Raw genomic sequence first — 15438 nt, forward strand, 5'->3', positions numbered from 1 at the left:
TTTTTAATATTTTAATGAGAGTAAGTTCTTTGAGAATATTTTCTTTATAAAAAATACTCCTTCCAAAGAAAAAAAGACTTTCATTTGACGGTAAATGATCTTAGCCTATTGTTTCAGATATATGAGAAGGAATAGTTCGTGGGCTCTTTTGATTTTGATTTATTTGTTATTGGAGGCGGTTCTGGTGGAGTGCGTGCAGCACGTCTTGCCGGAGGGCTTGGTAAACATGTTGCTATAGCTGAGGAATATCGTATCGGGGGAACTTGTGTTATTCGTGGGTGCATTCCCAAAAAACTTTATGTTTATGCATCACAATATGCAAAAGAATTTAAAAAAAGCGTTGGTTTTGGATGGAAATATACGGATCCGATTTTTAGCTGGGAAAAGTTAGTTACTGCTAAAAATAAAGAAATATCAAGATTAGAAGGGCTGTATCGTAGGGGACTAGAAAATAACAATGTGCATATTTATGAAAGTCGTGCTACTTTTATAGATGACCACACATTAGAACTTTCTTCTACGGGTGAACGAATAAGTGCAGAAAAAATTTTGATTGCAACGGGCGCGAAAATTGCACCAAATACAGCCATAGAAGGTAGTGATTATTGCCTTGTTTCTGATGAGATTTTTGACCTTGATGAACTCCCGAAATCAATAGTCATTGTCGGTGGAGGATATATTGGTGTTGAATTCGCTAATATTTTTCATGAGTTAGGTGTAAAAACGACACTTCTTCATCGTGGTGATTTAATTCTTCGTGATTTTGATCATGATTTGCGGCAATTGCTCAGCAATGCAATGATTGAAAAAGGAGTTTCTATTCTCTATGGCGTAACAATTTCTAAAGTGCAGGCTGCCGAAAACTGTTATGATGTTGTTTTATCAAATGGGCAAATGATTAGCACTGATAAAGTGATGTTAGCTACAGGGCGTATACCCAATACTGTTGGTTTAGGACTTGAGAGAGCAGGTGTTAAAGTTAATGAGTTTGGTGCTATTATTGTTGATGAGAAAATGACAACAAATATCCCCCACATTTGGGCTGTAGGTGATGTAACGGGCCATATTCAATTAACACCTGTTGCGATACATGATGCAATGTGTTTCATTAGGACAGCATTTGAGAATATTCCCACAAAACCTGATTATGATTTAATTACAACAGCAGTTTTTTCACAACCTGAAATTGGAACGGTAGGTCTTTCAGAAAAAGAAGCAGTACAACGTTATAACCGCCTTGAAATTTATCGTACAGTCTTTCGTCCTATGCGCAATGTTTTTTCCGATAATTCAGAAAAAATATTTATGAAGCTCATTGTTGATGGTGAAAGCCGTATTGTTGTAGGTGCTCATATTTTAGGAGAAAACGCTGGGGAGATGGCACAACTTATTGGAATATCTCTCAAGGGCAAGTTGACGAAGGATATCTTTGATGAAACGATGGCGGTGCATCCAACGATGGCAGAAGAATTGGTAACCATGTATAAACCAAGTTATATATATGAAAACGGGAAAAAAATAGAAGGTTAAGCAGCGTATAATTATGGTAAAAAGTTTTTGATGTGCCAAGCTATAATTTAATCTTTAGAGAGAGTGTAATGACAAAAGAATGGGCGCCTGGCTCTTGGAGAGAAAAGCCAATTAAACAAGTTCCGATTTATCCGAATAAGTCTATGTTAGAAGATGTTGAACGAAAACTGAGAAGCTATCCTCCTTTGGTTTTTGCCGGTGAAGCACGTGATTTAAAAAATGAATTAGCAGCAGTTGCAAAAGGACAAGCTTTTTTATTACAAGGTGGGGATTGTGCCGAAAGCTTTGCAGAACATGAAGCTGATAATATACGTGATTTTTTTCGTGTGTTTTTGCAAATGGCGATTGTTTTGACTTTTGGTAGCTCGAAACCAGTTGTTAAAGTTGGTCGTATTGCTGGTCAATTTGCAAAGCCGCGTTCTTCTGCTATCGAAAGCAAAGAAGGAGTTGAACTCCCTGTTTATCGGGGAGATATTATTAATGGCATTGAATTTGAATCTGATTCTCGTGTTCCAAATCCGCAACGGATGTCTATGGCTTATCGCCAATCGGCAGCAACACTTAATTTATTGCGTGCTTTTTCACAAGGTGGCTATGCTAATTTAGAAAATGTTCATACATGGATGTTGAGTTTTGTTTCTAACAGTCCGCAGGGAGAACGTTATGAATTATTGGCAGAGCGTATTTCTGAAGCAATTAATTTCATGCGTTCTATCGGGATTACATCTAAAACGCATTCTTCATTGCGTGAAACATCTTTTTATACCAGTCATGAGGCGCTTTTACTCTGTTATGAAGAGGCATTAACTCGAATTGATTCAACTTCAGGAAACTGGTATGCAACATCTGGCCATATGTTATGGATTGGTGACCGTACACGTCAGATTGATCATGCTCATGTTGAATATTGTCGCGGCATTAAAAATCCTATAGGATTAAAGTGTGGCCCTTCCATTAAGTCTGATGAGCTTTTAAGATTAATTGATCTTCTAAATCCTGAAAACGAACTTGGGCGGCTTACGCTTATTACGCGTTTTGGTTATGATAAGGTTGAAAGTTATTTGCCTAAACTCATCCGTGCAGTTGAACGCGAGAAGCGTGCGGTTATATGGTCGTGTGATCCAATGCATGGCAATACAATTACTGCCAATGGTTATAAGACGCGTCCCTTTGATTATGTTTTAAAGGAGGTCGACAATTTTTTTGCTGTGCATCGTGGAGAAGGAACTTATCCAGGAGGCATTCATATTGAGATGACAGGTCGTGATGTAACTGAATGTACGGGGGGAGCGCATGCTATTTCTATAGATGATTTGTCTGATCGTTATCACACACAATGTGATCCCCGGTTAAATGCAGATCAAGCGTTAGAATTGGCTTTTCTTGTTGCTGAACTCCTTAAAAAAAACCGTGTAACTGATTCGTTCGCAATCGCTACTAGTGGGTAAACAAAAATTTTCTGAGTATTTTTTTATTTTAGGTCATTATGGCAGAAGAGAATGTTTACAAAAGCGATATTTTTGATGATGAAAAATAAAGTTGTGGTTGCCAAACTGATGAAGTGATACAAAGGCTTATGAAAGATAATTTTCGGGTAGTAATTGCTCAATTAAATCCTATTGTCGGTAATATTGAAAGGAATTTTTCTCTAGCCATCATGGCACATCAAAAGGCCAAAAAAGAGGGAGCTGACCTTGTTTTATTCACGGAGCTTTTTATAAGTGCTTATCCGCCAGAAGATCTTGTTTTAAAACCTGCTTTTACAAAAAAATGTGAAGAGGCTGTTGACAAATTAGCAAAAATAACTGTAGGCGGACCAGGCATTGTCATTGGACTTCCCTTAAGACGTAATGGCAATATTTACAACGGTGCCATGCTTCTTGATGAAGGGCGAGCCATTGCTGAAAGCTTGAAGTTTGATTTACCTAATTATGCTGAGTTTGATGAAAAGCGTCTATTTTCTTCCGGTCCACGTCCTAAGCCTATTATTTATCGTGGTATCAATTTAGGAATCGTTATTTGTGAGGATATTTGGAATGATCTCTCTCTTAGTACCGAACTTAAAAATAACGGGGTTGAGATTATTCTTGTTCTTAATGGATCTCCCTACTATCGCAATAAAACATTACAGCGTATAGATGTTGTTCATAAGCAAGCTCTACGATCTGGGGTGCCAATTATCTATGCTAATCAAGTTGGTGGTCAAGATGAGCTTGTTTTTGACGGTGGCTCTTTTGCATTAAATGGGCAAGGAAAGAAGGTGTTTCAAATGAAACACTTTGAAAAACATATTTCTTTGAGCCATTGGCAGCGGACAACGATAGGATGGAACTGCCTTTCAGGTCCTAATGAAAGTGTTCTCAATGGATTAGCTGCCGATTACCAAGCTTGTGTTTTGGGTTTGAAGGATTACGTTAATAAAAACGGCTTTAAGGATGTTATTCTTGGTCTTTCAGGAGGAATTGATTCAGCACTTTGCGCAGCAATGGCGGTGGATGCTCTTGGTGCTGAGAGGGTCCGCACGATTATGATGCCCTATCATTATACTTCGCAAGAATCATTAAAGGATTCTAAAGAATGTGCTGATCTTTTGGGATGTCGCTATGAAATCATTCCGATTGCAAAACTTGTTGAAGCTTTTTTGAATACAATGGCATCTATTTTTTTAGGGTTATCTCCTGATATAACGGAAGAAAACCTTCAAAGTCGTATACGCGGTACACTTTTAATGGCTCTTTCGAATAAATTCGGTTCAATGGTAATAACAACAGGTAACAAGTCAGAAATGGCTGTGGGATATGCAACACTGTATGGTGATATGAATGGCGGATTTAATCCTCTTAAAGATATTTATAAAATGCAGGTTTATGCATTAGCTGAGTGGCGCAATAAAAATCATTTGTACTCTTTGAGAGGACCTGAAGGTATTGTCATTCCATCCAATATTATAGAAAAAGCACCTTCTGCAGAATTGCGCGAAAACCAAAAAGATGAAGATTCTCTTCCTCCTTACCCGATTCTAGATGATATTTTGCAATATCTTGTAGAAAATGATATGAGTGTTTGTGATATTGTTCAACGTGGGTATTCGCGGGAAACTGTTGAGAAAATTGAACAGCTTCTTTATGCTGCTGAATATAAAAGGCGACAATCAGCACCCGGTGTAAAAATCAGTTACAAGAATTTCGGACGCGATCGTCGCTATCCTATAGTCAATCATTTTCGCGATAAAAATTGAGTATTATTTTATGGTTAAAGTTCGTTTTGCTCCCTCTCCAACAGGTTATATTCATATTGGCAATATTCGTAGTGCTCTTTTCAACTGGCTTTATGCGCAAGCGCATAAAGGAGAATTTATTTTGCGCTATGATGATACAGACGTTGAGCGTTCTAAACAAGAATATATCGATGCTATTACTGTTGACCTTGAATGGCTTGGTATTCAACCAGATGCAATTTATTACCAATCTAAGCGATTTAATCGATATGATGCAGTGGCAGAAATTCTCAAACAACGTGGTCTTCTTTATCCTTGTTATGAGACAACGGAAGAATTAGAGCGGCGTCGTAAAATCCAGCTTTCACGCAAATTGCCTCCCATTTATGACCGTGCAGCATTGAAGTTGACAGCAGAAGAGAAAAAAAAATTTGAATCACAAGGTCGTAAACCCCATTGGCGTTTCCTTCTTCCTAATTTTGAAAATGATCCTCTACAAACAAAAAGGACAGAAATTTGCTGGAATGATGCCGTAAAAGGAAAGCAGACGATTGATTTGGCTTCTCTTTCAGATCCTGTTCTTATTCGTAAAGATGGAACCTATCTTTATACATTACCGTCTGTTATAGATGATGTAGATATGGCCATTACACATATTATTCGTGGTGATGATCATATTACAAATACAGGTGTTCAGATTGCTCTTTTTAAAGCTCTCGATGCAGAATTACCTGTTTTTGCCCATATCAATTTATTGGCAACAGTTTTAGGAAAAGGATTTTCAAAACGTAACAATGACCTTTCTATTCGTTCTCTACGGGAAGAAGGATTTGAATCTATAGCTATCCAATGTCTTGCTGTTTTGATTGGGACATCACAAAATGTGCATCCCTATCCCCATCAAGCAGCGCTTTTAGAGCATTTTAATTTACAAGATACATCAAAATCTGTTGCAAAATTTGATATTGCAGATCTTTGTACTTTGAATAGTCATCTTGTTCATGAGTTAAATTATGAAGACGTTAAAACGCGTCTTAAAAATCTTTCTATTGAAGGAGAAAAGGTAGAGTATTTCTGGAATACGATAAGAGGCAATATTGATAAAGTCAATGAAGCTGTTTTTTGGTGGAAAATCATTCATGATGAACAGAATTTTGATACAGTGGCATTAGAAGATCGTACATTCGTGCAACAGTCACTCGACTTTTTACCTGAAGGTATCTTGAAGGATGAAAGTTGGAAAGTTTGGACGACAGCATTAAAAGAAAAAACAGGTCGAAAAGGAAAAGCTCTATTTAGACCATTACGTCAAGCGCTTACGGGGCTAGATCATGGACCTGAAATGGGAAAGATTTTACAGCTTTTAGGGCGTGAGAAGGTAATAGAAAGATTATCTGAGAAATAAGAGAAATTTTTTTAAAGCATTTTTATTTATTTTGCTCTTAAAGAGAGTAGGGTACGGGTTTATTTGCGCACTTTTATAAGCATGAATGCAGGAATCTCATCGCCAAATCCAAGCGGCGTGCAATTTTTATTTCTCCGTGGACGTTCTTGTTCAGATGGATATTCTTTATGATTCACGTTTTTAATATAATTTTTTTTATTTTCTTTTACAGATTTTTTAGTTTGAGCTCCAAACTCTTTGGGAGCAGTTTTCTTTGATGATTTTGCAGTTTTTTTCTTTAAAATAATATCTTTTGTTTGATCGTCGGTTATTAAAGTCGAGAGATCTCCATTGAGCCATTCAAGTTTTTCATTGCTTATTTCTTCAATGGCATTAATATATTTCTTATCAGCCTTTGTGACGATTGTAAAAGCTTTTCCGCTACGATTAGCTCGCCCTGTACGACCAATTCGATGGATATAGTCTTCAGCATGTGTAGGAACATCATAGTTAAATACATGGCTTACAGCTGGAATATCGAGTCCACGAGCTGCAACATCAGAAGCAACCAAAAGTGTAAGTTTATTATTTTTAAAATCGGCTAGGGTGCTCATGCGTGAATATTGGTCCATATCTCCATGAAGAGCCGCTACATTAAAGTTATATTTGATGAGCGATTTTAAAAGTTCAGAGATATCTTTCTTTCGATTACAGAAAATAATCGCATTTTGAAGTTCATCACCTTCATTTTGGATAAGTTCTCGTAAAACCGCTCTTTTATCCCATGCCTTATGTCCAGATTTAACAAGCCATTGTGTAATTGTAGCAGCTGTGGAGGAAGCTTTTGTAACTTCAACAGATACAGGAGAATGTAAAAATTGTTTCGTTAGTTTTGTAATTTCTGGCGCCATTGTTGCAGAAAAGAATAAAGTTTGACGCGTAAAAGGGGTTAGTTTACAGATTTGCTCAATATCAGGAATAAAGCCCATATCCAACATGCGATCAGCTTCATCAATCACAAGGATTTCAACACCCATCAGGAGCAGTTTACCGCGCTCGAAATGATCAAGAAGGCGTCCTGGTGTTGCTATAAGAACATCAGCTCCCCGTTCAAGTTTGCGATCTTGGAGTTCAAAAGAAACACCCCCAATCAAAAGAGCAACATTTAAACGATGGTTTATTCCGTATTTATCAAAATTTTCTTCAACTTGAGCTGCAATTTCTCGTGTTGGTTCTAAGATAAGGGTACGAGGCATGCGTGCTCTTGCACGACCTTTTTCAAGGAGAGTGAGCATAGGCAATACGAAAGAGGCGGTTTTACCTGTTCCCGTTTGAGCAATTCCCAGAACGTCTTTTCTTTGAAGGACATGAGGTATTGTTTCACTTTGAATAGGTGTTGGAGTTGTATATCCCGCTGATTTTACTGCATTAATAACCTTTTCGGAAAGACCTAAATCATCAAAATTTTTTAAAGATGGTATCATTTTTTATCAATTGCTCTATGATTTTAACTTCGCTATCTCAATAATGATTTTCATTAATATTCTATATTTTTAAAGAGTATTAAGATGCTGCAAAAAAAGCTAACTATAACAATCATATACATATAAAACACATAATACAATCATTAATAGCGAAATTGTTCTGATAAAATACGCTCATCCCATGAATGATTTGAGTCAAAAAGGATTGAAGCTGTTACTTCTGTTGCCATTGAAATAGTCACTGAATGAACAGATTTAACTTCAACATTATCAGCAGCAGCGTTAACAGGGCGTTTGTCAGGTTCAAGCATATCAAAATGCACCGTTACTGTATTGGGAAGTAATGCTCCATGCCAACGTCGGGGGCGGAAAGGGCTAACGGGAGTGAGAGCCATAAGAGGGGCCATAAGGGGTAAAATAGGTCCTTGTGCTGATAAATTATAGGCAGTTGATCCTGCTGGGGTAGCAACAAGGACACCATCACAACTTAATTGTTCCATGCGCACGTCATTATCAATGGTGATACGAACTTTTGCTGCTTGATAAGATTGTCGAAAGAGGGATACTTCATTAATTGCAAGGGCCTCAATAGATTCTTGGCATTCGGCTTTTGCAATCATGCGTAAAGGATGGATTTCTTTTTTATGGGCGACAGCAATACGATTGGGCAACTTTTTTTCATGAAATTCATTCATAAGAAATCCTACAGAACCTTGATTCATACCATAAATAGGTTTACCTGTATTCATAACATCTCGTACGGTTTGTAACATTGTCCCATCACCACCGATTGCAACAACAATATCAGTTTCTTCCAAAGAAGAATGACCATAAATGGAAATTAATTTATGGGTAGCTCTGATAGCTTCCTCAGTTTCTGCGGAAATAAAATGAAAGCGACTTGGTAATGTAGTCATTTAAAAACTGTCCTGATACTTAATAATTTATGTTGTAACTTATTTTTTAAGAATTTTGAAGTTGTAATAAAAGCTCTTTTTATAATAAAAAGGATATTGAATACAAAAAGGAAAGCTATTTCAAAATAAAGTATCATTGTAGAAAAGTAAGAGAGGTGTGTTGTTAGATAATTTACAAACAAGTAATTTTTTTATTAGAATGATAATTTATCATTGAAGCTAAGAGTATGATTAGTTAAAAAAACATAACTAATTTTAATAATCATTTTAAAGCACCCGTAGCTCAGCTGGATAGAGCGCTGCCCTCCGAAGGCAGAGGTCACAGATTCGAATTCTGTCGGGTGCACCAGTTTTTTAAACTTCATATCAGTCTAAATAACAACATTCCCTAAAAAGAAGTGGATTTCTTCTTTATAAAAATGATAATTTGAGTTGTTTATTTAAGTTGTGTAGCGAATAAGCAATTATTTTAAGAGAAGTAAAATTTACGGCTGTATCTATATTTTTCTGGTCAATTTATTTTTTAATATTGGGACAAAAAAGCAAGCTTATTTAAATAGGTTCTCAGCTTGAGCATAAACATTAACATAAAAATATATTTAATTAAATATGTTAATGCGATATTGATTAAGTGATATTGAGAGTAGATCGCTAAATATATTGTCCTGAATATTAAAATAGATGGCTAAATCTGCTTTTATTCTTGGAGATAAAGGCTGTGATGAGGAGATGGAATCCAGATGAGCAATGTTAAAAGAATAATAATGGGGGAAAAAATAATCATCAGGATTTGAATTATTTCAAAATCGCTGTCTTCAGATTGCCAGTTATGTTGGATGAGGGATTGTTTACCTTTATCAACTTTCTTATATAATGAGTGCTAATTATGGTGATTATTTAGTTGGGAGTATGTTCTTTACGTTTGGCAAAATGGGGGAATATACTTTTGCTTCTAGCATACTGTTTGGTGCAACTATAGTAACCAGTGCACTTATGATTTCCATGGCATTAACGACAAGTTTTTATTTAGTCGTTTTAATTTATTTTGCTGCTGGTATTATGAATGCCTTAATGATGGTTTTGATTCTATTATGGTCATGCAGCATAATAATCATAACGGGTGGGTTATTACTTCGCTTTATGCAGGTGGAGAAGATGCTATTCTTTTGGGTAATGAATATGTATTATAACGCTCTTCAGTCAATTTCCTGTTTTGGTGGTCCTCGGTTGTCTAGGGTTTGGGGATTTACTTTTATGGGGACGATCCTCTTTTGTTATGCCGTTAGTCAAGCGTTTGCGTAAGTCGAATGGCATAAATCTATTTGGGGTTATGACTTTAATTTATGACTTTGACCAAATACTGGGATCTTTATTAACGAGTCTTATGCAATTTGGTTCATATATTGTCATATTTTCAGTTATTTGTGGTGCCGTAGCACTCTTTATCGCTGCTGGAATTGGTTATCATTGTCTTTGTAAGAAGATGGTTGACATTTAATAAATTACAGATTCTACTAAAAGCCGAGAAAATTTATCAAACCATTTTTGAAATATTGTATGAAGTTTGAGTTCTTCTAATAGGGTGGTGACAATATGCCTTATGCTACAGGAGCTATTTTGGACATTGGCCCTCTAAGGATCAGTATTTTCGGATGTTTTCTCATGCTTTATTGTTCTTATCAACCTTCTAGAAACATTGATATTTTATTGATTGATTCCAACGAGATTCGAACCAGCTTGCATAGGGTGCACCAGCCATATCGTTTGTTGGTTAATACAGGAGTTTGCCAAATTACTTTGTTTAGTGATGATACAATTAAAAATATGGAGACTAATCATAAAAGACATAATTTTTATAATGATATCATTATATTAGATGTATTTTTTTACAGAACTTAATAGAAGAAAGAAAATCGAAAATGATTATTTATCATGTTAAAGAACATCAGAAACAAAAGCGTGAAACAATGAGCAATTTTCATTATTAAAAGATATTGCTTAAAAAGCTTTTGAAAGTTGTAAAACCGAATTAAAAGAAGGATAAAAATGGAAGCTATTTTTTATTTTGCGTCTTTAAATTCTCCTTAAATTAGGGTGCATTCCTGTTTCAGAAATTACGCAAACAGAAGATAATATAGCCCGTAAAGCACTAAACTGTCTCAATCTTTGTCTCAAACATGCAGCTGTCTTGGGATTGGATGTTGACTTAATAAGCAGCAACAAAAGCACGAGCCCTCTTAGGAAAATAACGCTATAAAGTTAAAAACATACCTGTGATGGATTGGAGAGATATTTTGGCTTTTTATAAAACACTTTGCCAAACAACAACCATAACACAATTGGCTTTGTGCTTGCTTATCTTGATCTGCGTTCGTCCCATACCCTTTGCGTTATATTCATAAAGATCAGATTGGGGAATGCATCTTTGATGCGTAAGGGGAAAGTTGATTGTATGAGACACAACATCAAAAAATATTTAGCTTACCGCATTTTATTACCCTATGTATAGTGTGTTATAAAATAATTTTTTTAATATTTACGAATAAGTCCAGTAAGCTTTCCTTGTATTTCTACACGCTCGGATTTATATGTACGTACTTCATAATGAGGATTTGCGGCTTCTAAAGCAATAGAGGATCCTTTGCGTCGATAACGTTTCAATGTTGCCTCTTTTTTATCAATAAATGCGACAATAATTTCACCTGATATCGCTGTATTTTGACGTTTCACAATGATTGTATCTTTATCAAGGATACCAGCTTCCACCATAGAATCATCTTTAACTTCTAATGCATAATACTCACCTGTATTAATCATGTCGTGTGGAAGAGAAAGTGTGCTTGTTTGTTGTAGTATAGCAGAAACAGGCACACTCGCAGAAATACGCCCCATAATGGGAATAGCGACATTTTTTTTTTCTTCTGCCTCAACGTTACCAAGATCACTCAAGTTTTTTGATATTTCTCTTTTATTTTTTTCTATCATACTGGGAGAAATTTTACGTGCTAAAGAAAGGTTAAATGTGATTTTTTCAGGAAGTCGAATCACCTCCATTGCACGTGCACGATTGGGCAGACGACGTATAAAACCTCGTTGTTCTAGAGCTATAATGAGCTTATGGATACCAGATTTGGAAGAAAGTTCTAATGCATTTTTCATTTCTTCAAAAGAAGGAGTAACACCAATTTCTTTTATATGATTGTGAATAAACAAGAGTAACTCATATTGTTTACATGTCAGCATTCAATGTTCCAATCAAAATAATAAAAAAGGAGTACAGTAAAAAACACGTGTATGCATAATAATTTAAAATTTTTCTATAAATAAAAATTATTTTCTTTACTTTTTCGTTTATAAATAAATTTAATAATGTAATATATTTATCTATATTCATATTAATATATTATAAATATAAAATCTTACTTTAATAACGTCATTAAAACATTCTTTATATACTGTATAAATATATTAATATTAAATCATAGATAAAAATATTTTATAGATCTGAAATAATCTGAATTATCCGACGCTTAAATTTTCTGATCAATGTTATCTTTCTTTTTTAAAAATATATCTATGTATCTTATAATTTCTGCTACAGAAAAGTTAATTACGATAATGAGATTGGTCACTTAACGTGTCTTTAGAATTACTTTGCATATTATTTTTACTTTTTTACTCTTAATAAAATTACTTACAGCTACAGCAGTGAGCATAATTTATAGTTATTCGAGATATTTTCAATGCGACTAAAGTTTTGCTTCATATCTGCTTTATTTTATTAAAAAATTGACTTTTATTATAGAGTTATTGTGCATGAATAAAAGTACATCGCCAGAATGCAAGTATCGATCATTGATACAATAAAGATTATCTTTCAATGTGTTTTCTTCCATCAAGATGCTTGCATGAATCGCATAAAATCTTATAGAGCTCCTCCATTTTCATATCTAATGTGTTGACCTATCATACTCTTTTACTGAACTCTAATGTTGCTATAATTAGGGGTTATTGAAAAGATATAAGAGGCGTTTTTACTTCTTTCATCTACAGTTTTTTTTCCACACACCAACCCCACTTGTGATGTATCAGGGTATAACTTTAATCAATTCAATATGAGGGAGATAAGATAAACTTACGATATTCAAATATCTCATTCGAGAGATAAAACTATAAATTATTATAAATCAATATCTTATTTTAAATAACTTTATTCATAATTTGAAAATTAAAAACTAAAATATAATAAAGTATAAAAATGATATGCTATCTATAACGATAGATATGTTTTTCGTTCTATTCATTACGATCAACAACCCATATTGTATTGTGTAAGGTAGGAGGTTGCTGATTTCTCATAGTTTTAGTGCTTCAAATCTGTAAAATATTTTTATAATCAAATTATCCCTTTATTGAGGATTCAAAAAGAAGATGAAAGAGTACTTATACAACGATGGGAAAAGAGGAAAAGAAAAAATTATTGATAACTGGAAAAAATAATAATATTTGTTTCAAAAGGTGTTGACCAAATGAAAAGTCAACCTTATGTTCCTCTCACTTTCTGCAAACTAATATAGTTTCTGAAAACTAATATAGATTGTATGGGAGCGCGTAGCTCAGTTGGTAGAGCAACTGACTTTTAATCAGTAGGTCCAGGGTTCGAATCCCTGCGCGCTCACCAACTTTAAATAATCAATAAAAAAGAGTTTGGTAATTTCTATTTCTTCTTTGACGAACATAGTTCTTTAGAGGGGGAGGGGACTATCGTTTTTTACTGGCTGTTTTAATGTTAGAATGATACCATGCTATCTCCTATCCACCCCAAAAGTGCTTTAAGTTTATGATACGATTGCACTTGTGTTTGTAGCACGTGTAGCCACTAATCTTCATAATATCATGAGCTGATATTTTAATTCTGTCACATTACATGACATGATTCACAAAACAAACTACTAAAATATCATACTTATTCACAATATATATTATGGGATTATTTTTAAATAATGTATTGATTTAGTTATATTTATTATTTTTAACATCGACTATAAAACATTTATTTTTCATAAAAATCATAAAAAGGTTAACAATGTGTTAATTCTTTGATAAAAGGCCCGAGTTCAGGGTTGGTATATCCGCGAGGGATCATTTAAAAACGTGAATTCTCCTATCGCGTACGGAAAAGCGTGATGTGGTTTTTACAGTAATACTTAACAGAATAAGTGGACTGAATAGATGCCTTTAAATAGCCAAAAGAAATTTAATTCTATTATTAAATCAATACTTCAATTATTTTCTATGATAGTTATTTCCCAGTTATTAGTGTCTTGTTGCGCAAGCCAAACTACACCTCTCTCAATAAAAGATTCCTATCATAATAAACCGGTCGACGTAAATGCTTCTGTTCTACCTAAACAAGTATCCAATAAGAAAAATCAATTGGAAGGAAAAAAGCGTGGACGAGCGGTTGTTGGTAAACCTTATCAAATAAAAGGCAAGTGGTATTATCCTCAAAATGATCCAACTTATAAACGGATTGGCGAAGCGTCATGGTATGGTTCAGACTTTCATGGACGTTTAACGGCCAATGGTGAGATTTATGACATGAATCTTTTGACTGCTGCTCATCCTACAATGCCTTTACCTAGCTATGCTCGTGTTACTAATTTGAAAAATGGGTCTTCAATCATTGTTAGAGTAAATGACCGCGGACCTTTTATGAAAGACAGAATCATTGATTTATCAAAGCAAGCTGCTGCAATCCTTGGTTATGTAGCTATGGGGGTAACTAATGTTAAAGTGGAATATATTGCTGAAGCGCCCGTTGGCTATTATGATAGTACATATTTAATGGCTTCGTATACTCCTGGAAACGCTGCATCATATTCATTAGAGTCAGAAAGCGTTTCGAAAGAAAGAAAAACTGTTTTGTTAAAGGAGCAGCGCAATACAGGAAACAAAGAAGCATTAGCTAAAACAGCTGCTGTTGAGCCGAGACAACGTAGTAAAACTATCACAGTAAAATTGCCAGAAGTTGGTCCTATCATGATTGATAAACCGGTGCCATTCCAGCAAGTTGCTTCTATAAATAAGGAGAATAAAAAAACAAAAATAAATTTACTACAACTGTTTTAAGAGAAAATACGTTGATTTTTAATCATGTAGTTTTAAATAAAAATGACAAAAAGTTGCAAATTTGTTATAGAGCTTTCATCTTTTAAAGCAGATTATTTTAAAAAGGAAAGAGTGTTCTTATAAAAATCGGTGCATTTCTTTAATCCGGTATCGTATATGAAAGAGGAGCACGACCGGATAAGTGAAAAGATGAAATCACTTTTAGAGATGCAGGGGGGGTATTTAAATACTTTTATTGCCTCTGATGATAAGGATATGTGAGATTCTGTTGTGGCATCACGTTTTTCTTTCGTATTTTCAGTAGGGATTGTTCAGATATATCATTTTCAATCTGTCATTTACAATTTTTGATAAAAATATAATCCTACTTTCTTTATATGAAAAACTTGAGTTTATAATCGCAAATTCAGAAAAAATGTTTTAAATTCTATAGACGGCTTTTTTCAAAAAAATAAACAGTTTATTGTTTCTTCTTTTGAAACATCTGAATATAATGAAAGATCCAGAAGATAAAAGTAAATTATGTTACATATGACTTTGAATTTAATAAACACTGTTTTTAATTTTTTAAAGAAAAACCCGACAAAAAAATTTACAGCTCGAGAAATTGCGCAATGGATATTTGAAAATTATCCAGAAAAATGTCGTTAAAAACAAAAGCATTCAACGGCAACAATCTCTCCCCTTAATAGTGATGCAGCTCTTATTCAGCAAATTGTCGCTGAAATAGGGGCTAAGCGCCCTCAATTACAAAAGCGTCATCCAGAAATTAAA

10 protein-coding genes, 2 tRNA genes and 1 pseudogene are annotated in these 15438 nt (G+C 34.5%); 10 read left to right on the forward strand and 3 right to left on the reverse strand.

All coding sequences use genetic code 11. The features are described 5' to 3' along the window. Positions 1–138 precede the first annotated feature (138 nt). The 4 genes from gor (at position 139) to gltX (ending at position 6152) form a co-directional block, all read left to right on the forward strand. The gene (gene gor, locus MCY_RS01870) at positions 139–1530 is read left to right on the forward strand and encodes a glutathione-disulfide reductase (RefSeq protein ID WP_007346674.1); all 1392 of its coding nucleotides are present in this window, start codon (positions 139–141) and stop codon (positions 1528–1530) included. 68 nt (positions 1531–1598) lie between these two features. Beyond that, on the forward strand, positions 1599–2978 hold the full coding sequence (locus tag MCY_RS01875) for a class II 3-deoxy-7-phosphoheptulonate synthase (RefSeq protein WP_007346675.1): 1380 nt from the start codon (positions 1599–1601) through the stop codon (positions 2976–2978). Positions 2979–3106: 128 nt separating this feature from the next. Continuing rightward, positions 3107–4768 carry an NAD+ synthase gene (locus MCY_RS01880; RefSeq protein ID WP_007346676.1) on the forward strand — a complete coding sequence of 554 codons (1662 nt, stop codon included), beginning with the start codon at positions 3107–3109 and terminating at the stop codon, positions 4766–4768. A 10-nt stretch (positions 4769–4778) separates the two neighbouring features. Continuing rightward, on the forward strand, positions 4779–6152 hold the full coding sequence (gltX, locus tag MCY_RS01885; RefSeq protein WP_007346677.1) for a glutamate--tRNA ligase: 1374 nt from the start codon (positions 4779–4781) through the stop codon (positions 6150–6152). 59 nt (positions 6153–6211) lie between these two features. On the opposite strand, the gene MCY_RS01890 is transcribed toward gltX, so the two are convergent. Continuing rightward, entirely contained in the window at positions 6212–7615 is a 1404-nt protein-coding gene (locus MCY_RS01890) for a DEAD/DEAH box helicase (RefSeq protein WP_007346678.1), read from the reverse strand. Positions 7616–7758: 143 nt separating this feature from the next. Continuing rightward, positions 7759–8532, reverse strand: coding sequence for an NAD kinase (locus MCY_RS01895; RefSeq protein ID WP_007346679.1), 774 nt, complete (start codon positions 8530–8532; stop codon positions 7759–7761). Positions 8533–8804: 272 nt separating this feature from the next. Here MCY_RS01895 and MCY_RS01900 point away from each other — a divergent pair. From MCY_RS01900 to MCY_RS09890, 4 genes and pseudogenes are all read left to right on the forward strand, one after another. Then, positions 8805–8881 (forward strand) — tRNA-Arg (locus tag MCY_RS01900). Positions 8882–9441: 560 nt separating this feature from the next. Next, positions 9442–9834 (forward strand): hypothetical protein, encoded by a 393-nt coding sequence (locus MCY_RS09880; protein ID WP_244427319.1) that lies wholly within the window; start codon positions 9442–9444, stop codon positions 9832–9834. Further along, complete coding sequence (locus MCY_RS09885; RefSeq protein WP_244427322.1) at positions 9749–10030, forward strand: YbfB/YjiJ family MFS transporter; 282 nt, start codon at positions 9749–9751, stop codon at positions 10028–10030. Before MCY_RS09880 ends, MCY_RS09885 begins: the two co-directional genes overlap by 86 nt. A 436-nt stretch (positions 10031–10466) precedes the next feature. Next, a pseudogene (locus MCY_RS09890) lies at positions 10467–10944 on the forward strand (integrase); the annotation flags it as partial. A 117-nt stretch (positions 10945–11061) separates the two neighbouring features. Here the strand turns inward: MCY_RS09890 and lexA are convergent. After that, positions 11062–11775: a transcriptional repressor LexA gene (lexA, locus tag MCY_RS01915; protein WP_007346683.1), complete on the reverse strand. Its 714-nt coding sequence runs from the start codon at positions 11773–11775 to the stop codon at positions 11062–11064. A gap of 1362 nt (positions 11776–13137) precedes the next feature. Here lexA and MCY_RS01920 point away from each other — a divergent pair. Both MCY_RS01920 and MCY_RS01925 read left to right on the forward strand, forming a co-directional pair. After that, a tRNA-Lys gene (locus tag MCY_RS01920) sits at positions 13138–13213 on the forward strand. A gap of 551 nt (positions 13214–13764) precedes the next feature. Continuing rightward, a complete protein-coding gene (locus tag MCY_RS01925) occupies positions 13765–14664 on the forward strand; it encodes a septal ring lytic transglycosylase RlpA family protein (protein ID WP_007346684.1) in 900 nt (299 codons plus the stop codon). The last annotated feature ends 774 nt before the right edge of the window (positions 14665–15438 follow it).

The sequence above is a fragment of the Bartonella rattimassiliensis 15908 genome (assembly GCF_000278215.1).
GTDB lineage: Bacteria > Pseudomonadota > Alphaproteobacteria > Rhizobiales > Rhizobiaceae > Bartonella > Bartonella rattimassiliensis.

Bases quoted from the DNA above. Each gene is read 5' to 3' on its own strand.
- MCY_RS01875 (WP_007346675.1), top strand. From the start codon at position 1,599: ATGACAAAAGAATGGGCGCCTGGCTCTTGGAGAGAAAAGCCAATTAAA.
- MCY_RS01880 (WP_007346676.1), top strand. From the start codon at position 3,107: ATGAAAGATAATTTTCGGGTAGTAATTGCTCAATTAAATCCTATTGTC.
- gltX (WP_007346677.1), top strand. From the start codon at position 4,779: ATGGTTAAAGTTCGTTTTGCTCCCTCTCCAACAGGTTATATTCATATT.
- MCY_RS01890 (WP_007346678.1), bottom strand. From the start codon at position 7,615: ATGATACCATCTTTAAAAAATTTTGATGATTTAGGTCTTTCCGAAAAG.
- MCY_RS01895 (WP_007346679.1), bottom strand. From the start codon at position 8,532: ATGACTACATTACCAAGTCGCTTTCATTTTATTTCCGCAGAAACTGAG.
- MCY_RS09880 (WP_244427319.1), top strand. From the start codon at position 9,442: ATGTTCTTTACGTTTGGCAAAATGGGGGAATATACTTTTGCTTCTAGC.
- lexA (WP_007346683.1), bottom strand. From the start codon at position 11,775: ATGCTGACATGTAAACAATATGAGTTACTCTTGTTTATTCACAATCAT.
- MCY_RS01925 (WP_007346684.1), top strand. From the start codon at position 13,765: ATGCCTTTAAATAGCCAAAAGAAATTTAATTCTATTATTAAATCAATA.